The 24,204-nt window shown below is 40.7% G+C and carries 25 protein-coding genes; 20 read left to right on the top strand and 5 right to left on the bottom strand.

Annotated elements, in window-relative coordinates; all coding sequences use genetic code 11:
• The first annotated feature begins 10 nt into the window (after nucleotides 1–10).
• The 5 genes from FE005_RS04055 (at nucleotide 11) to FE005_RS04035 (ending at nucleotide 4,830) form a co-directional block, all read left to right on the top strand.
• Nucleotides 11–880, top strand: a complete 870-nt coding sequence (locus FE005_RS04055; RefSeq protein ID WP_005469817.1) for a carbohydrate ABC transporter permease — start codon at nucleotides 11–13, stop codon at nucleotides 878–880.
• A complete protein-coding gene (locus FE005_RS04050) occupies nucleotides 870–1,703 on the top strand; it encodes a carbohydrate ABC transporter permease (protein WP_005469818.1) in 834 nt (277 codons plus the stop codon). Before FE005_RS04055 ends, FE005_RS04050 begins: the two co-directional genes overlap by 11 nt.
• Before the next feature lie 17 nt (nucleotides 1,704–1,720).
• Nucleotides 1,721–2,323 carry a YesL family protein gene (locus FE005_RS04045; protein WP_113849022.1) on the top strand — a complete coding sequence of 201 codons (603 nt, stop codon included), beginning with the start codon at nucleotides 1,721–1,723 and terminating at the stop codon, nucleotides 2,321–2,323.
• A gap of 81 nt (nucleotides 2,324–2,404) precedes the next feature.
• The gene (locus FE005_RS04040; protein WP_138371372.1) at nucleotides 2,405–3,715 is read left to right on the top strand and encodes an alpha-glucosidase/alpha-galactosidase; all 1,311 of its coding nucleotides are present in this window, start codon (nucleotides 2,405–2,407) and stop codon (nucleotides 3,713–3,715) included.
• Between the two features lie 248 nt (nucleotides 3,716–3,963).
• Nucleotides 3,964–4,830 (top strand): glycosyltransferase, encoded by an 867-nt coding sequence (locus FE005_RS04035; RefSeq protein WP_138371371.1) that lies wholly within the window; start codon nucleotides 3,964–3,966, stop codon nucleotides 4,828–4,830.
• 467 nt (nucleotides 4,831–5,297) lie between these two features.
• Here FE005_RS04035 and FE005_RS04030 read toward each other — a convergent pair whose 3' ends face one another.
• The gene (locus FE005_RS04030) at nucleotides 5,298–6,674 is read right to left on the bottom strand and encodes an MATE family efflux transporter (protein ID WP_003128936.1); all 1,377 of its coding nucleotides are present in this window, start codon (nucleotides 6,672–6,674) and stop codon (nucleotides 5,298–5,300) included.
• A gap of 408 nt (nucleotides 6,675–7,082) precedes the next feature.
• Between FE005_RS04030 and FE005_RS04025 the strand changes: the two genes are divergently transcribed.
• From FE005_RS04025 to FE005_RS03965, 13 genes are all read left to right on the top strand, one after another.
• A complete protein-coding gene (locus tag FE005_RS04025; protein WP_003128937.1) occupies nucleotides 7,083–7,286 on the top strand; it encodes a helix-turn-helix transcriptional regulator in 204 nt (67 codons plus the stop codon).
• On the top strand, nucleotides 7,276–7,809 hold the full coding sequence (locus FE005_RS04020; protein WP_138371370.1) for a DUF3278 domain-containing protein: 534 nt from the start codon (nucleotides 7,276–7,278) through the stop codon (nucleotides 7,807–7,809). Before FE005_RS04025 ends, FE005_RS04020 begins: the two co-directional genes overlap by 11 nt.
• Before the next feature lie 139 nt (nucleotides 7,810–7,948).
• Nucleotides 7,949–8,326: a hypothetical protein gene (locus tag FE005_RS04015; RefSeq protein ID WP_230321029.1), complete on the top strand. Its 378-nt coding sequence runs from the start codon at nucleotides 7,949–7,951 to the stop codon at nucleotides 8,324–8,326.
• A 550-nt stretch (nucleotides 8,327–8,876) separates the two neighbouring features.
• Complete coding sequence (locus tag FE005_RS04010) at nucleotides 8,877–10,736, top strand: HTH domain-containing protein (protein WP_138371368.1); 1,860 nt, start codon at nucleotides 8,877–8,879, stop codon at nucleotides 10,734–10,736.
• The gene (locus FE005_RS04005) at nucleotides 10,736–11,068 is read left to right on the top strand and encodes a PRD domain-containing protein (protein WP_113849028.1); all 333 of its coding nucleotides are present in this window, start codon (nucleotides 10,736–10,738) and stop codon (nucleotides 11,066–11,068) included. The genes FE005_RS04010 and FE005_RS04005 overlap by 1 nt, the downstream gene beginning before the upstream one ends.
• Nucleotides 11,069–11,087: 19 nt before the next feature.
• Nucleotides 11,088–11,444, top strand: coding sequence for a glycine-rich SFCGS family protein (locus tag FE005_RS04000; RefSeq protein WP_081131151.1), 357 nt, complete (start codon nucleotides 11,088–11,090; stop codon nucleotides 11,442–11,444).
• A 16-nt stretch (nucleotides 11,445–11,460) separates the two neighbouring features.
• The gene (locus FE005_RS03995; protein WP_138371367.1) at nucleotides 11,461–11,811 is read left to right on the top strand and encodes a DUF4312 family protein; all 351 of its coding nucleotides are present in this window, start codon (nucleotides 11,461–11,463) and stop codon (nucleotides 11,809–11,811) included.
• A gap of 27 nt (nucleotides 11,812–11,838) precedes the next feature.
• Entirely contained in the window at nucleotides 11,839–12,618 is a 780-nt protein-coding gene (locus tag FE005_RS03990; RefSeq protein WP_003128944.1) for a DUF4311 domain-containing protein, read from the top strand.
• 10 nt (nucleotides 12,619–12,628) lie between these two features.
• Nucleotides 12,629–13,306 (top strand): DUF4310 family protein, encoded by a 678-nt coding sequence (locus FE005_RS03985; RefSeq protein ID WP_003128946.1) that lies wholly within the window; start codon nucleotides 12,629–12,631, stop codon nucleotides 13,304–13,306.
• Nucleotides 13,307–13,321: 15 nt separating this feature from the next.
• Nucleotides 13,322–14,428 (top strand): amidohydrolase/deacetylase family metallohydrolase, encoded by a 1,107-nt coding sequence (locus FE005_RS03980; protein ID WP_138371366.1) that lies wholly within the window; start codon nucleotides 13,322–13,324, stop codon nucleotides 14,426–14,428.
• Nucleotides 14,418–15,509: a DgaE family pyridoxal phosphate-dependent ammonia lyase gene (locus FE005_RS03975; protein WP_138371365.1), complete on the top strand. Its 1,092-nt coding sequence runs from the start codon at nucleotides 14,418–14,420 to the stop codon at nucleotides 15,507–15,509. Before FE005_RS03980 ends, FE005_RS03975 begins: the two co-directional genes overlap by 11 nt.
• Before the next feature lie 12 nt (nucleotides 15,510–15,521).
• Entirely contained in the window at nucleotides 15,522–16,262 is a 741-nt protein-coding gene (locus tag FE005_RS03970) for a KDGP aldolase family protein (protein ID WP_138371364.1), read from the top strand.
• Nucleotides 16,263–16,515: 253 nt separating this feature from the next.
• On the top strand, nucleotides 16,516–17,556 hold the full coding sequence (locus tag FE005_RS03965; RefSeq protein WP_138371363.1) for a helix-turn-helix domain-containing protein: 1,041 nt from the start codon (nucleotides 16,516–16,518) through the stop codon (nucleotides 17,554–17,556).
• A gap of 396 nt (nucleotides 17,557–17,952) precedes the next feature.
• On the opposite strand, the gene FE005_RS03960 is transcribed toward FE005_RS03965, so the two are convergent.
• Nucleotides 17,953–18,792, bottom strand: a complete 840-nt coding sequence (locus FE005_RS03960; RefSeq protein ID WP_021150732.1) for a LysR family transcriptional regulator — start codon at nucleotides 18,790–18,792, stop codon at nucleotides 17,953–17,955.
• Nucleotides 18,793–18,943: 151 nt separating this feature from the next.
• On the opposite strand from FE005_RS03960, the gene FE005_RS03955 reads away from it, so the two are divergent.
• Both FE005_RS03955 and FE005_RS03950 read left to right on the top strand, forming a co-directional pair.
• Entirely contained in the window at nucleotides 18,944–19,912 is a 969-nt protein-coding gene (locus tag FE005_RS03955; RefSeq protein ID WP_113849034.1) for a TDT family transporter, read from the top strand.
• Nucleotides 19,913–20,019: 107 nt separating this feature from the next.
• A complete protein-coding gene (locus tag FE005_RS03950) occupies nucleotides 20,020–20,976 on the top strand; it encodes an L-lactate dehydrogenase (protein ID WP_003128957.1) in 957 nt (318 codons plus the stop codon).
• Nucleotides 20,977–21,238: 262 nt separating this feature from the next.
• On the opposite strand, the gene FE005_RS03945 is transcribed toward FE005_RS03950, so the two are convergent.
• From FE005_RS03945 to FE005_RS03935, 3 genes are all read right to left on the bottom strand, one after another.
• A complete protein-coding gene (locus FE005_RS03945) occupies nucleotides 21,239–22,339 on the bottom strand; it encodes an iron-containing alcohol dehydrogenase family protein (RefSeq protein ID WP_113849035.1) in 1,101 nt (366 codons plus the stop codon).
• Nucleotides 22,275–23,276, bottom strand: coding sequence for a bile acid:sodium symporter family protein (locus FE005_RS03940; protein ID WP_081131143.1), 1,002 nt, complete (start codon nucleotides 23,274–23,276; stop codon nucleotides 22,275–22,277). The genes FE005_RS03945 and FE005_RS03940 overlap by 65 nt, the downstream gene beginning before the upstream one ends.
• Before the next feature lie 445 nt (nucleotides 23,277–23,721).
• Complete coding sequence (locus FE005_RS03935) at nucleotides 23,722–24,192, bottom strand: MepB family protein (protein WP_113850266.1); 471 nt, start codon at nucleotides 24,190–24,192, stop codon at nucleotides 23,722–23,724.
• Between the last annotated feature and the right edge of the window lie 12 nt (nucleotides 24,193–24,204).

Raw genomic sequence — 24,204 nt, 5'->3', positions numbered from 1 at the left:
AGGTGGTCGGATGTACAAACGCACGACAAAATGGGCCTGGTTATTTCTAACGCCACAATTAGTGGGTCTGATTATTTTTTCTTTGATTCCAGTAGCGATCGCGATTGGATTGAGTTTCATGTCATGGGATGGATTTGGTGCTCGGACGTTTGTAGGGATTCAGAATTATATCAATCAATTCGCTAATCCTGATTTTTGGACAGCCACATACAATACGTTGCTTTATACCTTACTCACTGTTCCCATAGGTCTGAGTTTGGCACTGGTGTTAGCAGTAGCTTTGAATAAACGCACGGGAAAAAATGTGTATCGCTTGTTCTTCTTTATGCCGGTTGTGACAAGTTCAGTCTCTGTGTCTGTTATGTGGATGTGGATTTTGAATGGTGATATTGGAATATTGAATCAAGTGTTGGGGATGATCGGTATCCAAGGACCTAATTGGCTAACAGATACGAGGATCGTGATGTTATCGATCGCTGTGTTAAGTATCTGGTGGCAGCTAGGCTACAACATGGTGATTTTTTTAGCAGGTATTCAAAATATCTCCAAGTCGTATTATGAAGCCGCGCAAATGGATGGTGCCAGCAAAGTGCAGCAATTTTTTAAGATCACATTGCCAATGCTTTCTCCAACGACGTTTTTCCTGTCTATTATGGCGATTATCAGTTCCTTCCAAGTGTTTGACCAAGCGTTTGTCCTGACTCGGGGAGGTCCCGGGAAAGCCAGTTATACACTTGTTTATCATATTTATCAGCAGGCCTTTATCGATTTTCGCTTTGGATCGAGTGCAGCAGGTGCGGTCATCTTGTTTGTCGCGATTTTGCTCCTTACATTGATTCAATTCTATGCGCAAAAAAGGTGGGTTCATTATGAAGAATAAGAGAAATAGCGTAGGCAAATGGTGTCTACATGGATTGCTAGCAATCGGTTCTTTTTTGATGGTTTTTCCTTTTTTGTGGACGATCGGCAGTTCCTTAAAAAATATGACACAGATTTTTGCACTGCCGCCTGTCTGGTTCCCGAATCCAATTGTTTGGCAAAATTACCTTCATTCATTGCAGGCGATGCCTTTTGGTCGTGCCTATTGGAATAGCTTCTACATTACGATCATTGTTGTTGTTTGCCAGCTTTTCACTGGTTCGATGGCTGCTTATGCCTTTGCAAAACTGAGATTCAAAGGCTCCGAGGCACTGTTTCTGCTGTTTTTAGCGACAATGATGATTCCCAAGCAAGTCACTATGATTCCATTGTATTTGATCATGGATAAGTTGGACTGGTTAAATACCCACCTGCCGTTGATCATTCCCGGGGCATTGTTTAATGCCTTTGCGGTTTTCTTATTAAGGCAATTTATTCGGGGAATCCCCAAAGAATTAGAAGAAGCGGCGGTGATGGATGGTGCGAGTATCCCCCGTATTTACTGGAGTGTCATATTGCCATTGATCAAGCCAGCGCTTGCGGCTATGACGATCTTTATTTTTATGGGCACGTACAATAACTTTATGGATGCGCTGATCTATCTTTCGACGCCAGAAAAATTCACGGTTCCTTTATTGCTGAATAACTTTAAAGGGCTCTATGTGACCAATTGGTCCTACATGATGGCAGGTGCTACGATTTCAGTGATTCCGATTATTTTGGTTTACTTGTTCGCCCAACGTTATATTATCGAAGGCATTACACTGACAGGGATCAAGGGATAAAGAAAAAGGATGAGTGAATGAAAATCAATCAACTGGCACAGTATCTAGAATGGATAATGAAATTGGCGTATCTGAACATTCTCTGGTTAGGGTTTACTCTTTTAGGGATCGGCATCTTCGGTTTTTTTCCAGCAACGATCACGAGTTTTATTATGCTGAAGGGGTTTGTCATAGAAGGAGAAACTGAATGGACCGTGAAGCAGTTTTTTGTCTGCTTTAAAAAAATGTTTTTTCGCAGCAATAGACTAGGTTTCTTCTGTTGGTTGATTCTCGGTAGTTTAGGGTTCAACCTGCACCTAGTTTTAACATCTGAAGAGCCGCTTTTTATCGGTCTGCGCATCCCCATACTGTTGACGATCATTGGTACGTTATTCATGCTTGTCTATGTATTTCCTATCAGTGTTTATGGGAAAAGATCGCTGTATCAGACTTTTTTCTCGGCATGCTGCTTTGCGTTGGCATTTCCAGTTCAAACAGCCAAAGTCTTGATTTTCCTTCTTCTCATAGCCGGTATAGGGTTTCTCTTTCCGATGTTCCTGTTGTTCTTTTCCGGGAGTGTATCAATGTATCTAGTGCTGAAAAATTATGTCTTGTTACAGGCAAAAATAGAACAACAATAGATGGAGTAAAAGTTATCAATTGGGAAATAGCCGGTTTATGTTTTTTGAAAAGATATGAAACAGATTGAGAGGAGCAAAGATATGGTTAAAATAACATTTATTGGTGCAGGAAGCACGATATTTGCTAAAAACGTATTAGGAGATGCGATGCTGACACCAAGTTTATCCCATGCCGATATTGCATTATACGATATCGATCAACAACGACTTAGAGAATCAGAGCTAATGTTGAGAACGATCAATAAAAATGCCAACCATAGTCGGGCAAAAATCCGAACCTATCAAGATCGCAAAGAAGCTTTAACAGGTGCCGATTTTGTCATCAATGCCATCCAAGTAGGTGGGTACCAGCCATCTACAGTGATCGATTTTGAGATTCCCAAAAAATACGGTCTAAGACAAACCATTGGTGACACCATGGGGATCGGTGGGATTTTCCGAACCTTGCGGACATTGCCAGTGATGCTAGAATTTGCAAGAGAAATGGAGGAGGTCTGCCCGCAAGCTTGGTTACTAAATTACACCAATCCAATGGCGATGCTGACCATGGGTATCTTGAAAGCAACGAAGATTAAAACTGTTGGACTTTGTCATAGTGTTCAAGTTTGTGTGTCCGATTTGTTTAAACAGCTTGGGATTTCAGAACAATATCAGGCGGAGGAATTTCAGTGGAAGATCGCGGGGATCAACCATATGGCTTTCTTATTGGAATTAACGAAAGACGGGAAAGATTTTTATCCAAAAATCAGAGAACTAGCAGCAGCAAAACCACATCCTCATCAAGATTCGGTGCGTTTCGAATTGATGAATCGTTTTGGCTATTACATCACAGAATCCAGTGAGCACAATGCAGAGTATCATCCTTACTTTATAAAAAAATTGTACCCAGAATTGATCGATGACTTTGATATTCCACTGGATGAATATTTGCGCCGCTGTGAAAATCAAATAAATGACTGGAATCAGATGCGAGAAAGTATTGTAATGAATGGCGAATTGACCCATACCCGCAGTAATGAATATGCGTCATACATTATGGATTCAATTGTCACTGGTACACCTTCTGTTATCGCAGGGAATGTTTTGAACAAAGGACTTATAACCAATCTTCCCGAAGACTGCTGTGTGGAAGTTCCCTGTCTTGTGGACAAGAATGGCATTCAACCGACATATATAGGCCAACTGCCTACCCAATTGGCTGCTCTGAATCGGACAAACATCAACGTACAAGAATTAACCGTCGAAGCCGCATTGACATTCGATCGGTCGAAGATCTATCAAGCCGCTTACCTAGACCCACATCTCTCTTCGGAACTCTCTTTAGAAGCAATTACTTGCTTAGTGGATGAATTGATTGAAGCCCATGGGGATTATTTGCCAGAGTACAAATAGAAAGTGCGACCAAAGTATATTGTCATGTTGCTGGAAGTTGGGATGAGTGAAATCGTCGATAAAAGGCAACAAAATTGTATTAAGAAAGAGGTACTGACGCTTCGCAAATTTGTTTGCGGAGCGTCTTTTTAGTGCGGTTTTACTGAGTATCAGATAAAGTGTCCCATTTACGGGACACTTTAGGATATTTAGGCAAAAGCATGTGACAATGAGTAAATATAGAGTGAGGTTTAATGATGGAGGGACATATGAGTAAACATGCAGTAGTGTATTGTGTTACAGGCAAGCATATTCAATTGACAGCAGTGTCAGTGACATCAGTGATTAACAACTATAAAGGAGCACTTCTAGATATATTGATTATCGTGCAAGACGTTACGGAAAAAGATATGGTCACAATAAAACAAATTCCTATTGCTTTACAAAAAGAGAATGTAATTATCCATTTTTGGAATCCCCCTGAAGAAATAAAAGAAATCAAAAATTATCAAAATAACAGATTTCCAGAAGTGACTCTTTGGCGGCTTTTCGTGCCAGCGTATTTTTCTTCATATAATAAAATTTTGTACTTAGATAACGATACGATTGTTTATGAAGATGTTGAAAAGTTATTTCCCTTAGTTACACAAGAAAAAGCCATCGCAGCGATTAGAGATTTCTACTTTTCCGCAATTAGCGATGATCAAGATTATGGAAAACAGTTCGGCGTAGCGACAATGAAAAATTACGTTAATTCAGGTGTTATCCTTTTTAATGTCGAAACATATAACAATCTGATCACCACGAATAAATTTTTAGAAATGATCAATGAGAATAAATACCAATATTTGGACCAAACGATTCTAAATATCTTGTGTGAAGAGAGTATGACATTCTTGCCTTACGAATACAATTATCAAAAAGATGATCATTGGTTATTTGACTGGGCCCAGCACAAGAATGAACGGGTCGCGAATCTGATAATAGCGGCTAGAGAAAACGTGAAAATCAGGCATTTTGTTGAATTCGAAAAACATTCAATGCCTTGGGAACATGTAACGGTTCAAGATCAATGGGAAAAAGACTTTTGGAAGTATTTATATGTGATAAAAGAGATAAGTATGATTCTGCAATGAAAATCAGTTGACTAACGATAATCCCCCTTGATCCGCAGTATCCAGAAGATTCCCCTAAACTCGTTTTGAATAGTATGACAAGGTATAAATGGTACTATGCTATAATAATTTTGCTGTCTTCCTTTTTTGGCTGAAAACCTCAGCAAGAAGGGAGGTTATAGCGAATGAATTATCTATTTGACGTCTTACTTGGAGTTATGATTGCTGTGGTTGCCCATCACATCAATAAATGGCTAGATTCCAAGGACAAAAAAGACAGCTAGCCTCACGTTTGTCTAGTCTATAGATGAACGAAAGAAAAGAGCCAATTCGGTTGCCCCCGATTGGCTCTTTTTGGTTATAGCTTTGAACTATCTATTTGTAGTAACAGTATAGCACGGTATACCGTGTTTTTCAAATTGAGGGACCTCTTAGAGCTTGACTAAAGGCATATTGGGTTTTTTCATCCCCTATGTTGAAACTTTTCCTCAATGCACAATATTCTTCACCCAAAGATCGGATCGAATCAAACGATACCCAATCCCGCTCTTCAATAGTTCTGCTAGTTGGCAGAACAAGTAGACTAAGACAATCGAAAGACTGGTGTGGGTACTTAATACAAAGGCTAGAGGCAAGACGATCACCCAGGTAAAGACACTGTCAAATAAGAAGGTGATCAAGGTTTGCCCACCTGAACGTAAAATAAAATAGCTGGCATGATTAAAGGCGTACATAGGCATACACAGTGCGGCGACTTTGATGAATTGACTCGCCAGATGTTTGACTTCGAGTTCGGTTTGATAAATTTCTGGAAAGAATGGTGCGACTAGGATCATCAAAAGACCAAGTACAAGACAACTCATGACGGAAAAGAAAAGCAGTTTCCGGGCGCTGTCTTTGGCTTCTTCAAATTTAGCGGCTCCAAGAAGTTGCCCTACCATGACCGCAACGGCACCGCCGAGTGCCATATAGACAATATTGAACAAATTGGAGACGGTGGATGAGATGTTCAAGGAAGCAATCACTGATAGTCCTCGAACAGAATAAGCTTGAATAATCATTGTCTGCCCGATCGCCCAAAGGATTTCATTTGCCATCAATGGTGATCCTTTACGCAGAATCTGTTTCACCAAATGCAATGGGACATGGAATTGATGGTAGACCCGAATGGCAAACGGATTCTCTTCCTCATGGCGATGTACCCAATACATCGTGATGGCACATTCGACGATGCGGGCAATCAATGTGGAGATCGCGGCACCTCGCACCCCTAAAGTGGGGAAGAAAAACAAACCAAAAATCAATAAGAAATTCAATGCTGTGTTCGTGACGACAGCGATACTGCTGGCAAACATCGGTACCATGGTTTTGCCCATTTCGCGTAAAGAACTGGCATAAGCTTGAGAAATAGCAAAAAACGGCAGACTAAACAAAAGAATGACTAGAAATTCTTTGGCAGACGTCAAAGCAAGTGTCAGTTCTGCACTGTCACCGGTACCGTGTAAATATAAGCGAATCAAAAAATCTTGGCAAAAGAACAGCAGCCCCATCGCCAACAAACAAATCAAAAGATTGCCCGCTAGCTTGAAACGAAAGGCATCTCGCATCCCTTGATAATCCTTTTTCCCATAAAATTGGGTACCAAAAATACTACCGGCAGAAACAATGCCAAAGATACTTAAGTTAAAAACGAAAATCAGTTGGTTAACGATCGCCACGCCAGACATTTGGGCCGTTCCTATTTGTCCTACCATTAAATTGTCTAATAAACCGACAAAATTAGTGATGGCATTTTGGATCATGATCGGAATGGCGATCGTTAAAACAGTCCTGTAAAAAGCTTTGTTTCCAATAAATTTTTGCATGGTTCCTCCATAAACAATAAAAATTTCGATATGTTCAATTAGTATAGCAAAAAGTGATTCGAGAAAAAAGAAGAGTTCTATGATGAGAGGATTAAGAAAGAAGTTTTTAGCGTATCGTCTCATAAACGAAAGATGCTGGTTACAGAATGTGGAACATGCAAAGCTTATTCCATTCTACTAGAATAGTTATCTTATGTAATGATGGTCTGTTCCATTGGAAGGGTCTTTTTTACGTACTTCTAGCCTAGATTTGCTGATATGGATTATAAATTTTATACTCTCTACAAAGCTTGTGAGATCGATTGCTGGGAGTTTACACTAGCTTGGTAATATGTCATATATATTTGACAGAAAAAGAGATAAGTAGTACGCTTGTGTCACATATATATGACTAAATAGGAGAAAAGAATGAATAGAGTCCGAGAATTTCGACAGAAGATGAATTTATCTCAGAATGCTTTAGCTAAAGAGATTGGGGTGGCAAGACAAACGATCAATTTGATTGAAAATAATAAGTATAATCCTTCTCTTGATTTATGTATTAAGCTTGCTAAAGTACTGCAAACGGATTTAAATTCTTTGTTTTGGGAGGTAGAAAGTGATGAAGGCTAAAGAAGGATTGGCAGTAAAAATAATCAAGCGGTTTTATGGTATTTCTGGTGTCTTAGATGAATACAAAAAAAGCCAAGTAGAACATATTGGCAATAATGCGTTTATGCTGATGTTTGGCTATATGATGATTGCCAATTTACTGGTGACGCTTTTTGCATCTAAGGAACCAGAGCTGGCGTTATGGATTTTTATTGGCTGTAATATATTCTTTACAGTCTTTATCGTTTGCGGTTATGTTCTGTTTGCCACAGCACGCTTAAAATTGACAGAAAACGAAGTAGAAGCCAAAGATATGGCAAAAGAAAAGAAGAAGACGTTTCTTAAAGGGATCGGACTGGGTATCTACTTTGCAGTTGCGATTCACTTATTGAATGGATTGCTAAGTATGATGCTGGATGAAGAAAATTTCATTGATTACATCGTTTCACCAGACAGAATTGCTGCTTCCATTCTCGGAGGTTGCTTTTTTGGAGGTATGATGTATCTTGTGTTGCGGTTAAGGTTGAAAAAAATAGAAGAATAGTGAAAAATATTTAACGAATAGTCCATCAGAACCATAGTAAAATATAGCTGGGAGCGGCTGAAATCAAGCGAGTTGCTTTCTGTATTTTTTATTGTTTGTCTTGAAGGGAAGTAGGAAGGAGGCCATCAACGTGAAAAAGATGGTAGCTAATGAAAAGATCGATTGGTTGTATTCGATTATTTTCTTCTTGTTAGGCTTGTTTCTGTTATTTGTATGTAATGTATTTGACTTTTATTATGAATGGACCTCTTTTTTAGGGTTTATGGTGGTCATTTCTTCGATCAATGTACCAACGGCTCTCAGAAGAAAAAAACAAATCCAAAAAATCGATGAACTAAGTAAAGAATTGAACTTATCGATTGAAGAAGTAAGAGCGATGGCGGACATTGGAAAGTATGATTTGGTGAATTGGGACTGGAAGAATGCATTTATCTCCCCTAGGAAGTTGTATTTGTTAGAGGACACTTTGGAAAAAATGTATCTAATAAAATTCGGCAAAGAGTTTGAAATGAAGTAGGCGAGTACAAATGGAAGTAGTTTTAATGACAAATGGCATAGCATTAGTGGGTTTTCATTGGTTCTCAAGTGTATTGATCTTGAACTGTTTCTTCTCCTGATTCAATAAATAGCTGTTCAAAGTTAATCAAGATGGATATGTCTAACGGTTTCATTGATACACAATTACCAGATTAAATAACAATCAATCAAGAAAACGAACACGTTCATATCCTATTTCCTGACACTTTCCAAAAGTTGGAAAGTGTTTTTTGCTGTTTAATGATGTCATGCGGGGAATCGTTTTCTGATACATCGAGGTGAAGGATATCTGTCAGTTGGATTAATGTCATAAAATAAAAAAAGCAGAAAAAATGGCATCGAAATTTTGTAAAGGGTCTACTTAGTGCAATAATTAAAGGGTCAAAGTTGCGGTTTTGAGGGGGGATAAGCTTGTGAATAAGTTGATGAGTTGTTAAATTACGATCATTTGCACTAATCTAAGTGCAAACATTTCATATTGTGACTAGTTAAGAAAACGCTTATATTTAGCGGTGTAAGGAGCGAGAACGATGCAGCAGCTTACCAAAAGAGAAAGCCAGCTTTTGATTTACTTGTTAGAAATGACTGAACCGGTAACGATCAAACAGTTAGCTGAAAAAGAAAATGTCAGTGTGCGAACGATCAAATATGATCTGGATGATATCCGTGATTGGCTGATTGAGCGGAATCAAGAACTGTACAGCAAACGGAGTCAGGGAATTTGGCTCAGTGTGAGTGATTCTGATCGAATCAAATTAAAAAGCGAGTTGATGGATGTCAATCGTCTGGAGCTATTTGCCGATCAAAGCTTACGGATCAATCGCCTGTTGATCATGCTTCTTGTTACCAAGGAAGCGATCACGGCTCTAAAGCTAGCCAATGCGCTAGAAGTAAGTAAAGATACGATCATGAATGATTTAGATGAGTTGGAACATCACTTTCTCAAAGAAGGTTTAGTTCTGAATCGCCAGACACGCAAGGGATTTTGGATCACTGGCAACGAACGTTTGGTTCGGTTAACGATCGAGGAGATTCTGCAAAAAGAGTTTACGGACTATGACATCTATAAATTAATGGCGTTGTTGCTAAATGGCAGAGAAACGGAATGTTTCGAAATGTATTCTGCGAAGGAAACGCCGTTGCAGGAGGTCTTTAATCAAGTCATCATTCGGATGCGGCGCTTACTGGAATCCGAAAATCTGGAAAAACTAAATTATGCAGAACTACTAAATATTCTGATTCGCGTAACGATCGCCACTGTTCGCTTGCGCAAAGAGGCCACGATTGGACGGTACCAATTGATTCCTGAACACGAAATAGAAAAAAACGATCTTTCGTATCGGGTGATGCAGCAGGTGTTTGATTACTATCAATTGCCATTATTTGAAGATGAATATGACTATATTTATAGTGATACCTTCGATACGATCCATCAGCAAGATGTCATGAAATTGGTAGAGAATATGATTTATAAGGTAAGCAAGAAAATCAATTTTCCGTTTTATCAAGACCCCCAATTATTGACGAATCTCTACGCCCATTTGTCTATGCGTCTCTCAAGAAGGAAAAATTTTGTCAATGAGTACAATCCGTTTAAAGAGGACATCAAACAGAAATATCCTGAATTGTTTGCTGCTATCAATCAAGCAGCCCTCCAAGAAATAAGCGAGAAACTCTTGATCAATGATTCTTTTGTTGCCTACATTGCGTTGCACTTTCTGGTTTCCTACGAAAGAGAAGAAGACTTGCGAAGTGTTCGAGCGGTTTACGTTTGTTCAACGGGGTTAGGCGTGACAAGTTTAATTAAGCAAAAGATCAACGAAGAATTGAACAATATTACTATTGTAGCTTTTGCTTCAGTCTTAAATGCACAAAAGGTGATTGCCGCGAAGGATCCGGATCTGGTCATTAGTATTTTTCCGATCAATGGCATTGATCGGCCTTTCATCAAAGTCCATCCGCTGCCGACTGAGCAGGATCTGCAAAACATCCAGCAAATGATCAAAAAAATCCTCGCTTCAACAAGTCAGGATAGGCGGCACCAATTAGTTCTCAATGAAGCACCTATCAATAAGGAAACTCTGGGAGACTTCAGCAAGGAACTGATTTTAAAGGCATATACGATCTATGAACAGTTACTTGTCACATTAGAGTCTGAATTGATCCAAGAGTACCGAGAAGCCTTTTTGCTCCATGTTTTCTTAATGGTCCATCGCATCACATTTGATCAGCAATATTTAGCAGAAGGCAGCCAAGTCGACCAAATCATTTTGAACCGAGAAGCGTTGGTAGGAGAAATTGAAGCAATTTTTGCTGAAAATAATTTAGGCATCAACAAATCAGAAATCAGCGCATTATTTTCATATATAAAAGAAGGAGCGTCAAGCTAGTGAAACTGTCAGCAGAAGCGATAACTATGATCGAGGAAAGTCAAAACCAGGAAAAATTAAAACAAGTGATTGCTTTGGTCGAAGAGCGACTTGCAGAATATGCCATTGAACCTACTGAACTTCAGTGGACGATTTTGATCAATCACTTGAACGAGATGCTGAAACGCTCTCAAAAAGGAGAAAAGATTCCCGCTGTTGATCGGGAATTGTTCCGAGAAGTATCCAAAGAAGCCATTGCGATTTCCGATGAGGTCGTTCGAACGATTGGTGATTTAGGTGAAGATGAGATGTATGTTTTATCGATTCATTTTGAAACAGCAAAAAATAATTAATATTTAGGAGGAAACAGTCATGATTACAGTAGTTATTGCAGATCGTATGGGAAAAGGACAAAACGTAGCTAAAGGTGTAGAAGCAGCTGGCGGCAAGGCAGTTGTTGTTCCGGGAATGGGCGCAGATATGCGTTTAGGTGATGTCATGCAACAAGAGAATGCCGATATGGGAATTTCTTTTTGCGGGAGCGGTGGGGCTGGAGCCTTAACAGCCGCAAATAAATATGGGTATCCAGAACGTCATGGGATGCGTTCGATTGAAGAAGGAGTCACAGCCATCAAAGATGGTAAAACCGTGCTAGGATTTGGTTTCATGGATCAAGAAGAGCTAGGAAGACGCTTGACGGAAGAATTTATCAAAAAGCATGGAAAATAGAAAGAGGGCACACAAGATGAGCGTTCAAAAGACAACTCAGCAAAAAGTCATCGTCTCCGGTAAAGGAGAAACTAAGCAACATGCCTTTGCATCAGCACTCGCAGAGATCCAAAACAAACTAATGGCATCGGCGAAAGTATTATTGCGCATCGAACCAGTCAATGTGGAGGTGTTGAAGGCGGTCGAAAACAAATACACAGAACGCTTTCTATTCTTCTTTTTTCCCCGGCAACGAGTGAATTATGAAGTCGAACTTTCTGTCACAGTAACTGTGACAGAAATACGTTTGGCAGATGTACCTTTCACTCAACACCTCACAGAAGACCCCAATGGGATTGTTTTACCGTTTGTAACGAAAAAACTTTGATTTGAATCATAAGGAGGAGGGAATAACGTGGATTTTGTCATTATTTTAACTAAATCGATCATCATCGGGGGCTTACTCGGTTTCTCTGCATCTGTCGGAGCAGCTCGTATGTTTCATGCGCCCAGTACGCAAGGATTAGGAGCTTTTAGAACATTAGGGGAGATGAATGCCTGCATGGGGGATGCTGCCTCCCATTTTTCCTTTGGATTAGGTTTTTTCTTTAATGCTTGGGCTTCTTCAGTTGGCGCTGGAGCTTTCACGCAAGATGTGACCCATCGCATCGTGCCTAACTGGGCAGCTGCGGCTCTTTTAGCCAAAAACAAAGATGTCAGCCAGACAATGCATGATCCGAAAAAAATGGGGATCATTGGAGCTGTTATTGGCGCGTTAGTAGTCGCTTTCTTGAATACGACAGCTGCAGCGATTCCAGAGGCGTTACAAGTAACCGCTGTTTCCGTGTTGGTACCGGCAGCGACGATTCTGATCAATACCGTGATGCCAGTGATCTTCTGGTTGGCGGCTTTAGATGCAGGGAAACGAACAGGTTTCTGGGGGACGCTTTTTGGCGGGATTGCGCAACTGATCATGGGCAATGCGGTTCCTGGCGTTGTTCTAGGAATCTTAATCGGTAAAGGCGTCGATGAGAGTGGTTGGAATCGGGTCACGAAGAGTATGATGATTGCGATTGTTTTACTTTTTGTTTTCAGCGGATTTTTCCGTGGATTTGATATGGAAATGATCAAGAGTTTCCAACTTCAAGTACCTCATTGGCTTGATAACTTGCACAACATCTTTAGTGTGAAATAGGAGGGAAATCATGGAGACAGAAGAACAGGTAAAAGCAGTAGAAGCAAAACGGCAAAAGAGTTTTTGGTTTGCAGACTGGTCTTTCCCATTGATCGTAGGAATCATGTCAGCGGCTGTATTCTCAGGAACCCATATGTATGTCGTGTATGGCGTCGGTGCATTCAATGAAGTTTCGATCGTTGCGATGCTAAAAGCCGGCTTGGATGGCGGTTCCTATGGGGCTGCGGCAGCTTTTGGGGCGAGTTTCTTATTTGCTAGGATTTTGGAAGGCTCTTTGGTAGGGATCTTGGACTTAGGCGGTTCGATTTTAACTGGGATCGGAATTGGCGTTCCAGCCATTCTCTTAAGTATGAAAATAACAGCGCCTATCGATAATTTTGCCCTCTCGTTATTGACCGGATTGGTCTTGGGTCTGATCGTTGGCGGCATTATCGTGTTGATTCGCAAATTCACCATCAATCAGTCAAATTCAACTTTTGGCGCAGATGTTATGATGGGCGCCGGAAATTCCTCCGGCCGGTTTTTAGGCCCATTGATCATTTTAAGTGCTTGTGCAGCCTCTATTCCCATTGGCATCGGGGCGACATTAGGCGCGTTGGCTTTTTATGCTTGGAAAAAACCAATTGCCGGTGGCGCTATTTTAGGCGCAATGATCTTAGGTGCGATCTTCCCAGCGGTAATTCAATAGAAAGAAGGCAATGAAATGTTTGATACTTTAATCAAAAATGGCAAATTAATCGATGGCAGCAAAGTGGAAGTTGCGTTGGAAAAAGGCATAATCAAAGCAGTTGCTTCAGAGATCAATGAGCCGGCACGAGAAGTGATTGATTTATCCGGCAATTCCTATCTCTCTGCCGGTTGGATCGATGATCATGTCCACTGTTATGAAAAGATGAACCTGTATTATGATTATCCCGATCAAATAGGGGTCCAAAAGGGAGTAACAACGGTTATTGATGCAGGGACTACTGGTGCAGAAAATATTCGCGATTTTTATCAACTGACGAAATCAGTCAAAACAAATGTGTATGCGCTAATGAACATCTCTAAATGGGGGATCGTCGAACAAGATGAACTTGCCGATCTAACAAAAATCCAAGAAGATCTAGTCAGATCTGCATTAGCAGAGCTTCCGGAATTTATTGTAGGGATCAAGGCAAGAATGAGCAAAACAGTTGTCGGAGAGAATGGCATCACACCCTTAGAGTTAGCCAAAAAAATCCAATCAGAAAACAATGACTTGCCATTGATGGTTCATATTGGTTCCGCGCCTCCTGAATTAGAAGAAGTATTGACAAGAATGGAAAAAGGCGACGTATTGACCCATTGTTTTAATGGAAAACCGAACGGCATTTTAGACCAAGCCACGGATCAAATCAAAGACTTTGTTTGGGATGCGTATAAAAAAGGCGTTGTCTTTGATATCGGTCATGGAACAGACAGCTTTAATTTCCACGTTGCCGAAACAGCTTTAAAAGCAGGTCTCAAAGCAAACTCGATCAGTACAGATATTTATATCCGCAATCGTACGAATGGGCCAGTCTTTGATCTGGCTACTACGCTGGAAAAGTTGAGAGTAGTAGGCTACTCGTGGGAAGAGATCATTGAGAAAGTTACCGCAGTTCCTGCTAAAAATTTCCACTTGGCGAAGAAAGGTCAATTGACTGTTGGTTTTGATGCCGATTTGACGATCTTTGAGATTGTCGAAAATGAAAAAGAACTGAAAGATTCCAATGGGTTTACACGGATAGCGAAAGAACAAATTGTTCCAGTCAAAACAATTATTGGAGGCGTCATTCATGACAATTAGCTATGAAAAGTTTGCTTTAAAGGAAGTCATCAATGCCTCGGGAAAAATGACGATACTCGGTGTCTCGAAAGTATCTGAAAATGTGCTAGCCGCACAACGATTTGGCGGCGAACATTTTTTTGAAATGAGTGATCTGGCTGTGAAAACTGGCGCCTACCTTTCTCAGTTATTGAAGGTGGAAGATGCGCAGATCGTTTCTTCTGCTTCAGCAGGGATTGCCCAATCTGTCGCGGCTTTGATTGGTCAAGGCGACCTGTACCATGTTTATCATCCCTACACGGGAAAAATCACGAGACGGGAGATCGTCGTACCTAAGGGTCACAATGTAGACTACGGCACACCGGTTGAAGTAATGGTTGCTCAAGGGGGTGGACAAGTCGTCGAAGCGGGATATGCAAATATGTGTACACCGGCGCATGTCGCTAGGATGATCACGGAAGAAACAGCCGCACTTCTATATATTAAAAGCCATCATACCGTGCAGAAAAGTATGCTGACGGTGTCGGAGATGGTAGAAGTTGCCAAAGCCCATCACTTGCCATTGATCGTTGACGCAGCCGCGGAAGAAGACTTGTTCAAATACAGTGAAATGGGTGCCGACCTTGTTATCTATTCTGGCGCCAAAGCAATCGAAGGTCCGAGTGCCGGTCTGGTCATAGGGAAAAAGGAATACATTCAATGGATTCGTCTACAGTCTAAAGGGATCGGTCGGGCAATGAAAATCGGCAAAGACAATATTTTAGGCTTTACACAAGCAGTAGAAGATTACCTGCAAAATGGCAGTGAATCCGGTGAGTCCATGAAACAACGATTGGCACCTTTCGTGGCGGCGATCAATCAACTTCATGATTTATCAGCGAAAATCGTTCAAGATGGCGCCGGGAGAGATATTTATCGCGCAAGTGTCACGGTTGCTGGCAAGAAATCTGCGAAAGAAGTCATTGAAGAACTAAAGGCACAAAACCCAGCAGTCTACACACGTGAATATCAAGCAAATAATGGAATTATTGAGTTTGATATTCGCTCGGTCAACCAAAACGAAATGGAAAAAATCATTAAACGCTTAAAAGAAATCATGTAGGAGGCTTTTAAATTGTCAGTTATTCCAAATTATTATAAAGATCGCGTATGTTTAAATGTATTGGCTCATTCAGTTGAAAATGCGAAGGCTTGTTATGAAGCAGCAGTAGGACATGTCGTACTAGGTGTGTTATCAAAAAACTATACTAGCGATGAAGCAGCGATCGAAGACATGAAAAAATATCAAGCGGCAACGGATAATGCATTGTCCGTTGGGTTGGGCGCCGGAGATCCCAACCAAAGTCAGATGGTTTCCCGTCTATCTGGTACTTTACAACCGCAACATGTCAACCAAGTATTCACTGGTGTAGGAACTTCCCGTGCTTTATTGGGACAAAACGATACAGTCATCAATGGATTGGTTTCACCAACAGGCAAGGTAGGGTACGTCAATATTGCCACTGGACCTTTAAGTTCACAAGCACCGGCGGCAGAGGTTCCCATCGAGACCGCCATTAAAATGCTGCAAGACATGGGTGGAAGTTCCATTAAATACTTCCCAATGAAAGGGTTAGCGCACAGAGAAGAATTCAAAGCAGTTGCGGAAGCTTGCGCCAAATATGATTTTTATTTAGAACCAACCGGAGGAATTGATCTGGAAAACTTCGAAGAAATTCTGCAAATCGCCATTGATGCAGGCGTTAAAAAAGTGATTCCGCATATTTACAGTTCGATTATTGACAAAGAAACTGGCGATACGCGACCAGAAGATGTGAAAACATTATTCGACATGGTCAAGAAAATCGTCAAATAAGTGAAGCATAAAGACTGTTTACTAGATGGGGAATCAGTCATTGGTAAGACACTCAGAGATGGGTGTCTTTTTTGCGTCAAGATTGCTACAAAAACAACTAAGGGACAAGTTTTCTGAGTCCGCTTTAATTGCTCTTATAACCACTGGTTAATTTTTTTTTAGAAAATTGAATCATTTAGTCAATTGTTGCGTGTTCGGATTCTTGTTATGATCAAAGTAGTTATCAATATTCACCGAAAAGGAGACCACAGCGATGGAAATGGGGGAAGTGATTCGCCAGTACCGGAAGAAAAAAGGATTAACACAGGAAGAGTTAGCCAAGCGCCTTGGTGTGACAGCGCCAGCAGTAAATAAGTGGGAAAAGGGGCATTCACATCCAGATATCTTGTTGCTAGCGCCAATTGCACGCTTACTAGATATTAGTCTTGATACGTTATTCTCATTTGAAAAAGAACTCACGGTAACCGAAATCAATCAGATTATTCGTGAACTGGATCGTAAGCTTAAAAATCAACCTTTTGAAGATGTATTTCGCTGGGCCAAAGAAATTTTGGATACCTACCCAAATTGTGAACAATTGATTGGCCAAGTAGCACTGCTTTTAGATGTACAGCTATTGGAACAAGCTGTTCCCGCTAAAGAAACATACCAGAAGCACATTCATCGTTGGTACGAACGGGCGTTAGAAAGTCGGGATGAAGATACCAGAAATCGAGCAGCCGATTCTTTGTTTGGATTTTACGTACGAAAAGAAGCGTACGAGAAAGCAGAAAGCTACCTCCATTATTTTTCCAATCAGAACCCAGAGAGAAAAATCAAACAAGCCTATCTTTACAGTAAGACCGGACGAGTAGCGGAAGCCTATCAAGCTTATGAGGAGCTGCTGTTTTCTGGTTATCAAAGGATGAGTATGGTATTCCAACAATTATATCTTTTGGCTATGAAGGATGTGAATAATGCAAAGGCACATCTGCTAATAAAGAAACAGTCAGAATTAGCAAAATTATTTGAAATGGGGGAATATCACGAGGTATCCAGTGATCTTGACTTAGCCATCGCAGAAAAAGACGCGGAGAGAACGGTTGAAACAATGGAGAAAATCATCGCCAGTGTTGCTAAAACCAATGATTTCACCCACTCAACGTTGTATGAACACATGACATTTAAGGAAATCGACAGCAACTTCGTTAACGGGCTTTACGAGAATTTATTCCGCATGTTTAGTGATGAAGAAACCTTTTCTTGGTTGAAGACGAATGAACGATGGCAAGTGTTGGTAGGGGATAGAAGATAGAGGAAGAGTGTTTTTTCCAGTAATAAAAATCCATACAAGAACTGCTCCAATTAGTCATAATAGACATGCAAGTTCTTCCAATAAGTAAAGTAAAAACAAGATAAAATGAGCAAGTAAGTGTTAGTTAATTTGTCGGCAATGTAGTTGATTAATCATTCAGGAAATCTTTTTGCTATTTTTACGGATCATTGAAACGCTTCATTATCTCTTGCTGTTTGGTAGGGTGTACCGGGGATTATCCAATGCTTAAGAGACAAAAAAATGTTAAGTTTTGTAGCTGAAATCTATAATTGACAACCTTGCTAATCACCCTAATAAAAACATTTTTTCAGATAATTTTGAGATAGGAATAAAAAGCAGCTCATAAGTAGGTGAGCTGCTTTTTGTGTTGCTTTCTTATGCATCTGCCTCTTCCGACAGCTGAATCAGTAAGTCTTTGATCACATCATAAACTGCGGCTGTTTCTGGGTAGGGGCTTTGGACGTTCTGGATAATAAACAGGTCTCGGTAACGGTATTCTGGGGCTAGTTCTTGCCAATTCAATGTGTCTGTGAGGGCAAGTTTGGAAATGATCGACTTGCCGATGTTATTCTCCAGTAGTGCTAGAATCATTTCGCTATTGTTGGCTTTAATGATCTGCGGGTTCAAATGATTCGAGTAAAGATACGTTTCATTGATATAGTACATTCCGGAATCATTCTCTCTGAGGATCCAGAAATCGGAATCAATATCTCCTGCTAGAACAAGTTCGTCTTTATAGACGAACTCTTTTTGGATCAAAGGAGAGACGATGGCTTTTTCGATCAGTCCGATATGGGCTTTGTTGGCTTCCACGGCATCAATGACTTCCTGAGAATTCATGATTTTGATTTCGAAAGCAATGAATGGAAAGTGTTCGATCAGCTGGCCCATGATCGTTGGGAGTAGGTGAACACCAGTTGTATTGGAGCAAGCCAATACGCAGTCCGTCTTGAAATTTTTGGCATTTTTAGCTTGTGCAAAGACACTAGCTAACGAATTTAACGAATCCACCACTTTAGGGTACAAGAATTCTGCTTGTTTCGTGGGTAGAATCAATTGTTTTCCTTTGCGTTCAAAGAGTTTGAATCCTAACTCGGTCTCCAATTTTTGAATTTGGACGGAGATGGTTGGCTGGGTCTTAAACATTTGTTTGGCGGCAACACTAAAATTCCTAGTTTCATAAACGACAACGAATGTTTTTAATAGTTCAAACAAAAGAATCCCACCTTTTTCTATTAATATAATTTATAACGGATATATAAAATCGTTATTTTACAAATAGTTAATTCGTGGTTATATTATAGATGACTACAAAAGATAACACAAGTACGATAGAAATTTTTAATCGTTCAGAAAGGATGGATCAATGAATCAAGCACTAAAAAATTTTTTGAATGCAATTCCGATACCTATTTGTGGGTTGATTTTAGGAACGGTTTCGTTAGGAAATTTATTGTTTGCCGAAGGGTTCGAAGCAATCGGCAATATCTTTTGTTTGATTGGTATTTTGATTATGGGATTGTTCCTTCTTAAGCTGTTTTTCACATTTAAAAACACATTAGCGGATTTGAAAAATCCAATCATCGCTTCTGTTGCACCTACTTTTACCATGTCTTTGATGGTGATCTCGGTAGTGTTGGAGCGAGTATTTCCTAATTTACTGATGAATGACTTGCTATGGCTGACATCAATCGGGTTGCATTTGGGTCTCATGACTTATTTTGTTGTCGTTCATATTTTACCTGTCGACATTACGTTGGAATATGTGTATCCAAGCTGGTTTATTACTTTTGTCGGCATTGGAGTGATTCCAAATACATCAGCAGTCTTTATCAAAGAGCTTGGGGAAATCGTTGTATGGATTGCACTGGTTCTATATTTTGCTCTACTACCAGTGATTCTAAAACGAATTATGTTCCAAAAGATGACAGAAGCTTCAGCAGTACCTTTGATCACGATTTTGACCGCCCCTGGCTCCCTTTGTTTAGCTGGCTATCTGTCAGTCTTTAAAGAAGGATCGGCTTTATTTGTAGCTTTGATGCTGGTATTGTCCCAAGCAATTTATTTCTGCGTGGTATTTTACATGAAAAAAATGCTGGAAGTTGGCTTTTATCCAAGTTATGCAGCCTTCACATTCCCATTAGTCATTTCAGCAACAGCAATGTTCAAGTCTTCTCAATTCTTTATGGATCGCCCAATTTTATTTGGAGTGACTGAGTTATTGAGTATAGTTGAAACAGTATTAGCTATCGCAATGGTTTGCTATGTATTGCTGAAATACTTCGTTCATTTGTATAGTCAAACAAAGAGTTTGATCGCAGATCATGAATGTTAAGGTATTAATGGACGTGTCTTTGTAAGTTAGAGTAAGAAAATTGTTGTTATTGCGGGATAAATGAAAGTCATATTGTTTCTAAATAATAGAAAAGGATGTGGGTTCATATGAGAAATACAAGTAGAAAAGTAGTTGTCGTTGGAACTGGATTTGTAGGAACAAGTATTGCTTACTCAATGATCAACCAAGGGCTGATCAATGAATTGGTTTTGATCGATGTGGATCGTGAAAAGGCGGAAGGAGAAGCCCTTGATTTATTGGATGGGATGTCATGGGCCCAGGAAAACATCAAAGTTTGGGCTGGCGACTATACTGATTGCCAGGATGCAGATATCGTGGTGATCACGGCAGGTGTCAACCAAAAACCAGGACAAACACGGTTGGAACTAATCGATGTCAACGCGGGGATCATGACTAGTGTTGTAAGAGAAGTGATGGGGTCAGGTTTTGATGGAATTTTAGTCATTGCTTCTAACCCTGTGGATGTATTGACACACGTTGCTTGGCAAGCATCGGGTCTGCCAAGCAACCGCGTCGTTGGAACTGGGACAACGCTAGATACCACCAGATTCCGTAAAGAATTGGCGCAAAAATTAGAGATTGACCCAAGAAGTATCCATGGCTACATTATTGGCGAGCATGGGGACTCTGAAGTAGCAGTCTGGTCACATACGACAGTAGGGGGAAAACCGTTGCTAGAGTTTATCGTCAAAAACCATCGATTGACTGTCGAAGATCTGACAACCATTTCTGATCGGGTGAAAAATAGCGCTTATGAGATCATCAATCGTAAAAAAGCCACCTTCTATGGTATCGGTATGAGTGTTGCCAGAATCGTTCGAGCAATCTTGAACAATGAGCAAGCAGTATTGCCCGTCTCTGCCTATCTCGATGGGGAATACGGCGAAAAGGATCTATTTACAGGTGTCCCTTCGGTGGTTGACCAAGGAGGGGTGCGGGAAATCATTGAGCTGAATATCGACCCAGCCGAGAAGCAAAAATTTGCCCAATCCTGCAGCCAACTTAGAGAAGTGATCCAATCACTGGACAAAACGACTCATTGAGAAAGGAGAGATTCTATCACTATCGGCGATCATCCGCCAAAGTAATTGGTCAGTCGTTTCTCTCTCATAACAAATGACTATTTCCAAAAGGTAGTAGAATGGCGCAACGATTGTTCAGCCGATAAGACCACGATTAGTTGAAAATGAACGAATTCCTTAGCTAATTGATAAGCGTAATAGAAAAAGAGCAGCTCGAGTTAATTCGAGCTGCTCTTTTTTGCTTACTTTGTTGGTAGAAAGATTCTTGGTTTATTCGTGGTATTTATCCAATAGTAGTGTACTGCTGCTTTTCTTGTCTGGCGTGATAGGCTTCTACAGCAAGAATGGCTTGCTGGAACATCTCGCGAGTGATGGGATAAGGTACATGAACAATGTCGTTGGTGGTCATGGCTTTATCTAAGATGGCTTCCAAGTCTGATTGGGCATTGAGGTGCATGTCAGCCAAACAGACGGGCAGTTTGTTTTCTTTCATAAAAGCATAGACTCGTTGAAAGAGTTCGGTTTGCTGATCCATCATCAATAATGCTAGAACGCCATAGCTGACAGAAGCCCCGTGCAGATAATTCTCCATTTTTTCCAGGACAGTCGTACCATAATAGAACGAATGAGCCATGGCAGAGTTGTAGTCGTTGATGACTAAGACAGAAACGAGTCCGGTGGTCACGATGATATCTGAGACGACTTGTTGGATGGCATCCGAGGGGCGATTGGCGGCACTGTCTTTCAACGCTTGCGTGCCGTAGGTCAATAAGCGCTCCGTGCACATTTTGCTGATCTGAATGCCTAATGCATCGGTATGATCCAATTGATCCCCTCTAGAAGAAAAAGTGGCTTCGATTTCTTTCGATAAGGCGTCACCGATGCCGGCCCACAGGTAACTATCCGGCGCTGCGGCGATAATAGCTGTATCAATAAAGGCATGGACCGGCGGTTTTGAAGGAAAGAACAAGCCATGCATTTCGCCTGCTTCGGTGTAGATCACGCACACGGCTGTAACGGGAGAACAATTTGAGCCAATCGTCGGAAATGTGAAGACGGGCTTGGCTAATTTCTCACCTACGACTTTGACGGTATCACACACACGGCCGCCTCCAACGGCAAATAGGACCTCTGCTGCTTGGACACTTTCTTCCTGCAGTAAGCGTGCTACATTTTCATAGGTAGAATTTCCACCATACCATAGGCTGTCAATGACGAATACGTCTTGTGTCAAGGCAGACTTGATTTTGTGCTCTGCTTTCGCTAGTGCTGTTTTTCCACCAATCAGAACAGCTTTTGTCCCATAACTTTTAACGATATCATTTACTTTTTCGTAAGCGTCTGTTCCGATCGTATAATTTGGCAAAAAGATACTTTGACTCATATTGTTTTCCTTCTTTCTTTGCGACGATATTCGCTAATATTGGTCCTGTGATCTGATGAATGATCATGCCGACAGCAGCTGGAGTAACGGCAGCTGCGATCGTGGCGAAATGAGCATTCGCTAAGGAGATGGCTAATCCGGTATTTTTCATTCCTAATTGAAACATGATCGACTTGGCCTGTTGGTCACTGACACCTAGTAGGCGGCTAATCCCGTAGCCTGCACCGTAACCGATAAGATTATGCAACAAGACAAGAAAGATGACGATTATTCCAGACTGAACGATCACTGCCCCGTTTTTCGCCACGGTTCCTGCAACGATCAAAAGGATGCTGACGGAAGAGACTAAGACAAAAGCCTGCATCCACGCATCGATATAGTTGGCAATAAGCTTGTGGACGATGATCCCTAAAAGAATCGGCAGTAGTACCATCTGCAAAACCGACAAAAGCATGGCGAAAAATGAGATTTCTGTATACTGTCCAGCTAAAAAATAGACAAGAAAAGGGGTCACCACCGTTGCCATTAGCGTGGAGACAGTGGTCAAAGAGACCGTCAATGCGACATCTCCCTTGCCGATGAAGGTCATCACGTTGCTGGCGGTTCCTCCTGAAACAGAACCCAGCAAGACAAAACCGATGATCAGTCCGGAGGATAATCCGAAAAGCTGTGCCAAGCCATAAGCAACAAGCGGGCTGATGGTAAATTGGATCAATAAACCTAAAATAAAAGCTTTTGGCTGAATCACCACCATTTTAAAAGCAGTGACATTTAACGTCATTCCCATACAAAACATGATGATGCTTAGTAACGTTGTTGTGCGCGTAGGTATCCACAAAAATGGTTGGGGAAACAGGTAGGAGATCAGCATCAAAAGGACCATGAGATAAATCAGGTATTTATTCACAAATTTGGCAATCGAATTTATTGTATTCATTAAGACTTTCCTTCCATCTTGACGTAAAGGGACTAGCAATCCTATCACCGTTTCCAACACCTGAGATGCTGCGGATCAGAGGAATCAATAGAAAACCAGCACAGCTACCAGCAAAAGTTTTCAACAAGCAAAGCTTTAAAAAGGGTATAAAAAAACATTCCACCCAAGAAGATTCTCTGTTCTTCTGGTGCAATGTGAATAGGGACTCTTTGAATAAAATACTCAAACAGTCCCGACTATAATAATAAAATAATTGCCTCTCTTCTACTAACAGTCATTCAATCACTTCCTTTGTCTAAATTTTCAGAATATTTAAATTGTTTTATCTAGTATACAAAATAGTTTGGAATCTGTCAAAGGGAAAATGAGATTTTTGCTAATAAAGGAAATTAGAGACGGGATGAGAGAAAAAGCTCAGAAGCGCAGACATCTTCTAAGCCTTTTTTCAGTGAAAGTAAAACTTTTCTAGGGTTTCAGTCTGCTTGAGAGGTTCAGATAAATCGAGGAAATAAGGCGTTTGCCAGTTTTGTGTTAGGGATGCGGAAGGATTTAAGTCCTGCACCCATGGTGGATACACGCGAAAAGCCATTTTCCCTGCGGTTGTTTCTGTTTTGATGATGCCGTTGGCGACAAGAACAGAAGATGGGAAGACAAATTGACCTTTTTGCTTGCCATCAAGGACAGTAATCATTAGTTTGTCTGGATAGCCGCTTAATGAATAAGCTTGATTCTTTTCATGAGGGTGCTCCCACAATGCAGTGAAATAGCCTTTTTTCTTTGGTGTTTTCTTCGCCAGACAGCTACGAAAAGTCGTGTTTCCAACAACGAAAGTCATACCTTCATACACGCTGTTTTGTCTCTCCGTTTGAATCTTAGTGGGGCCAGCTATATGGTGCATCTTCAATAATGCAGTCATCAATTTCTCTGA

Source organism: Enterococcus sp. M190262 (assembly GCF_005843965.1).
GTDB lineage: Bacteria > Bacillota > Bacilli > Lactobacillales > Enterococcaceae > Enterococcus_D > Enterococcus_D gallinarum.
This window is presented reverse-complemented; position numbering and strand designations above follow the sequence as displayed.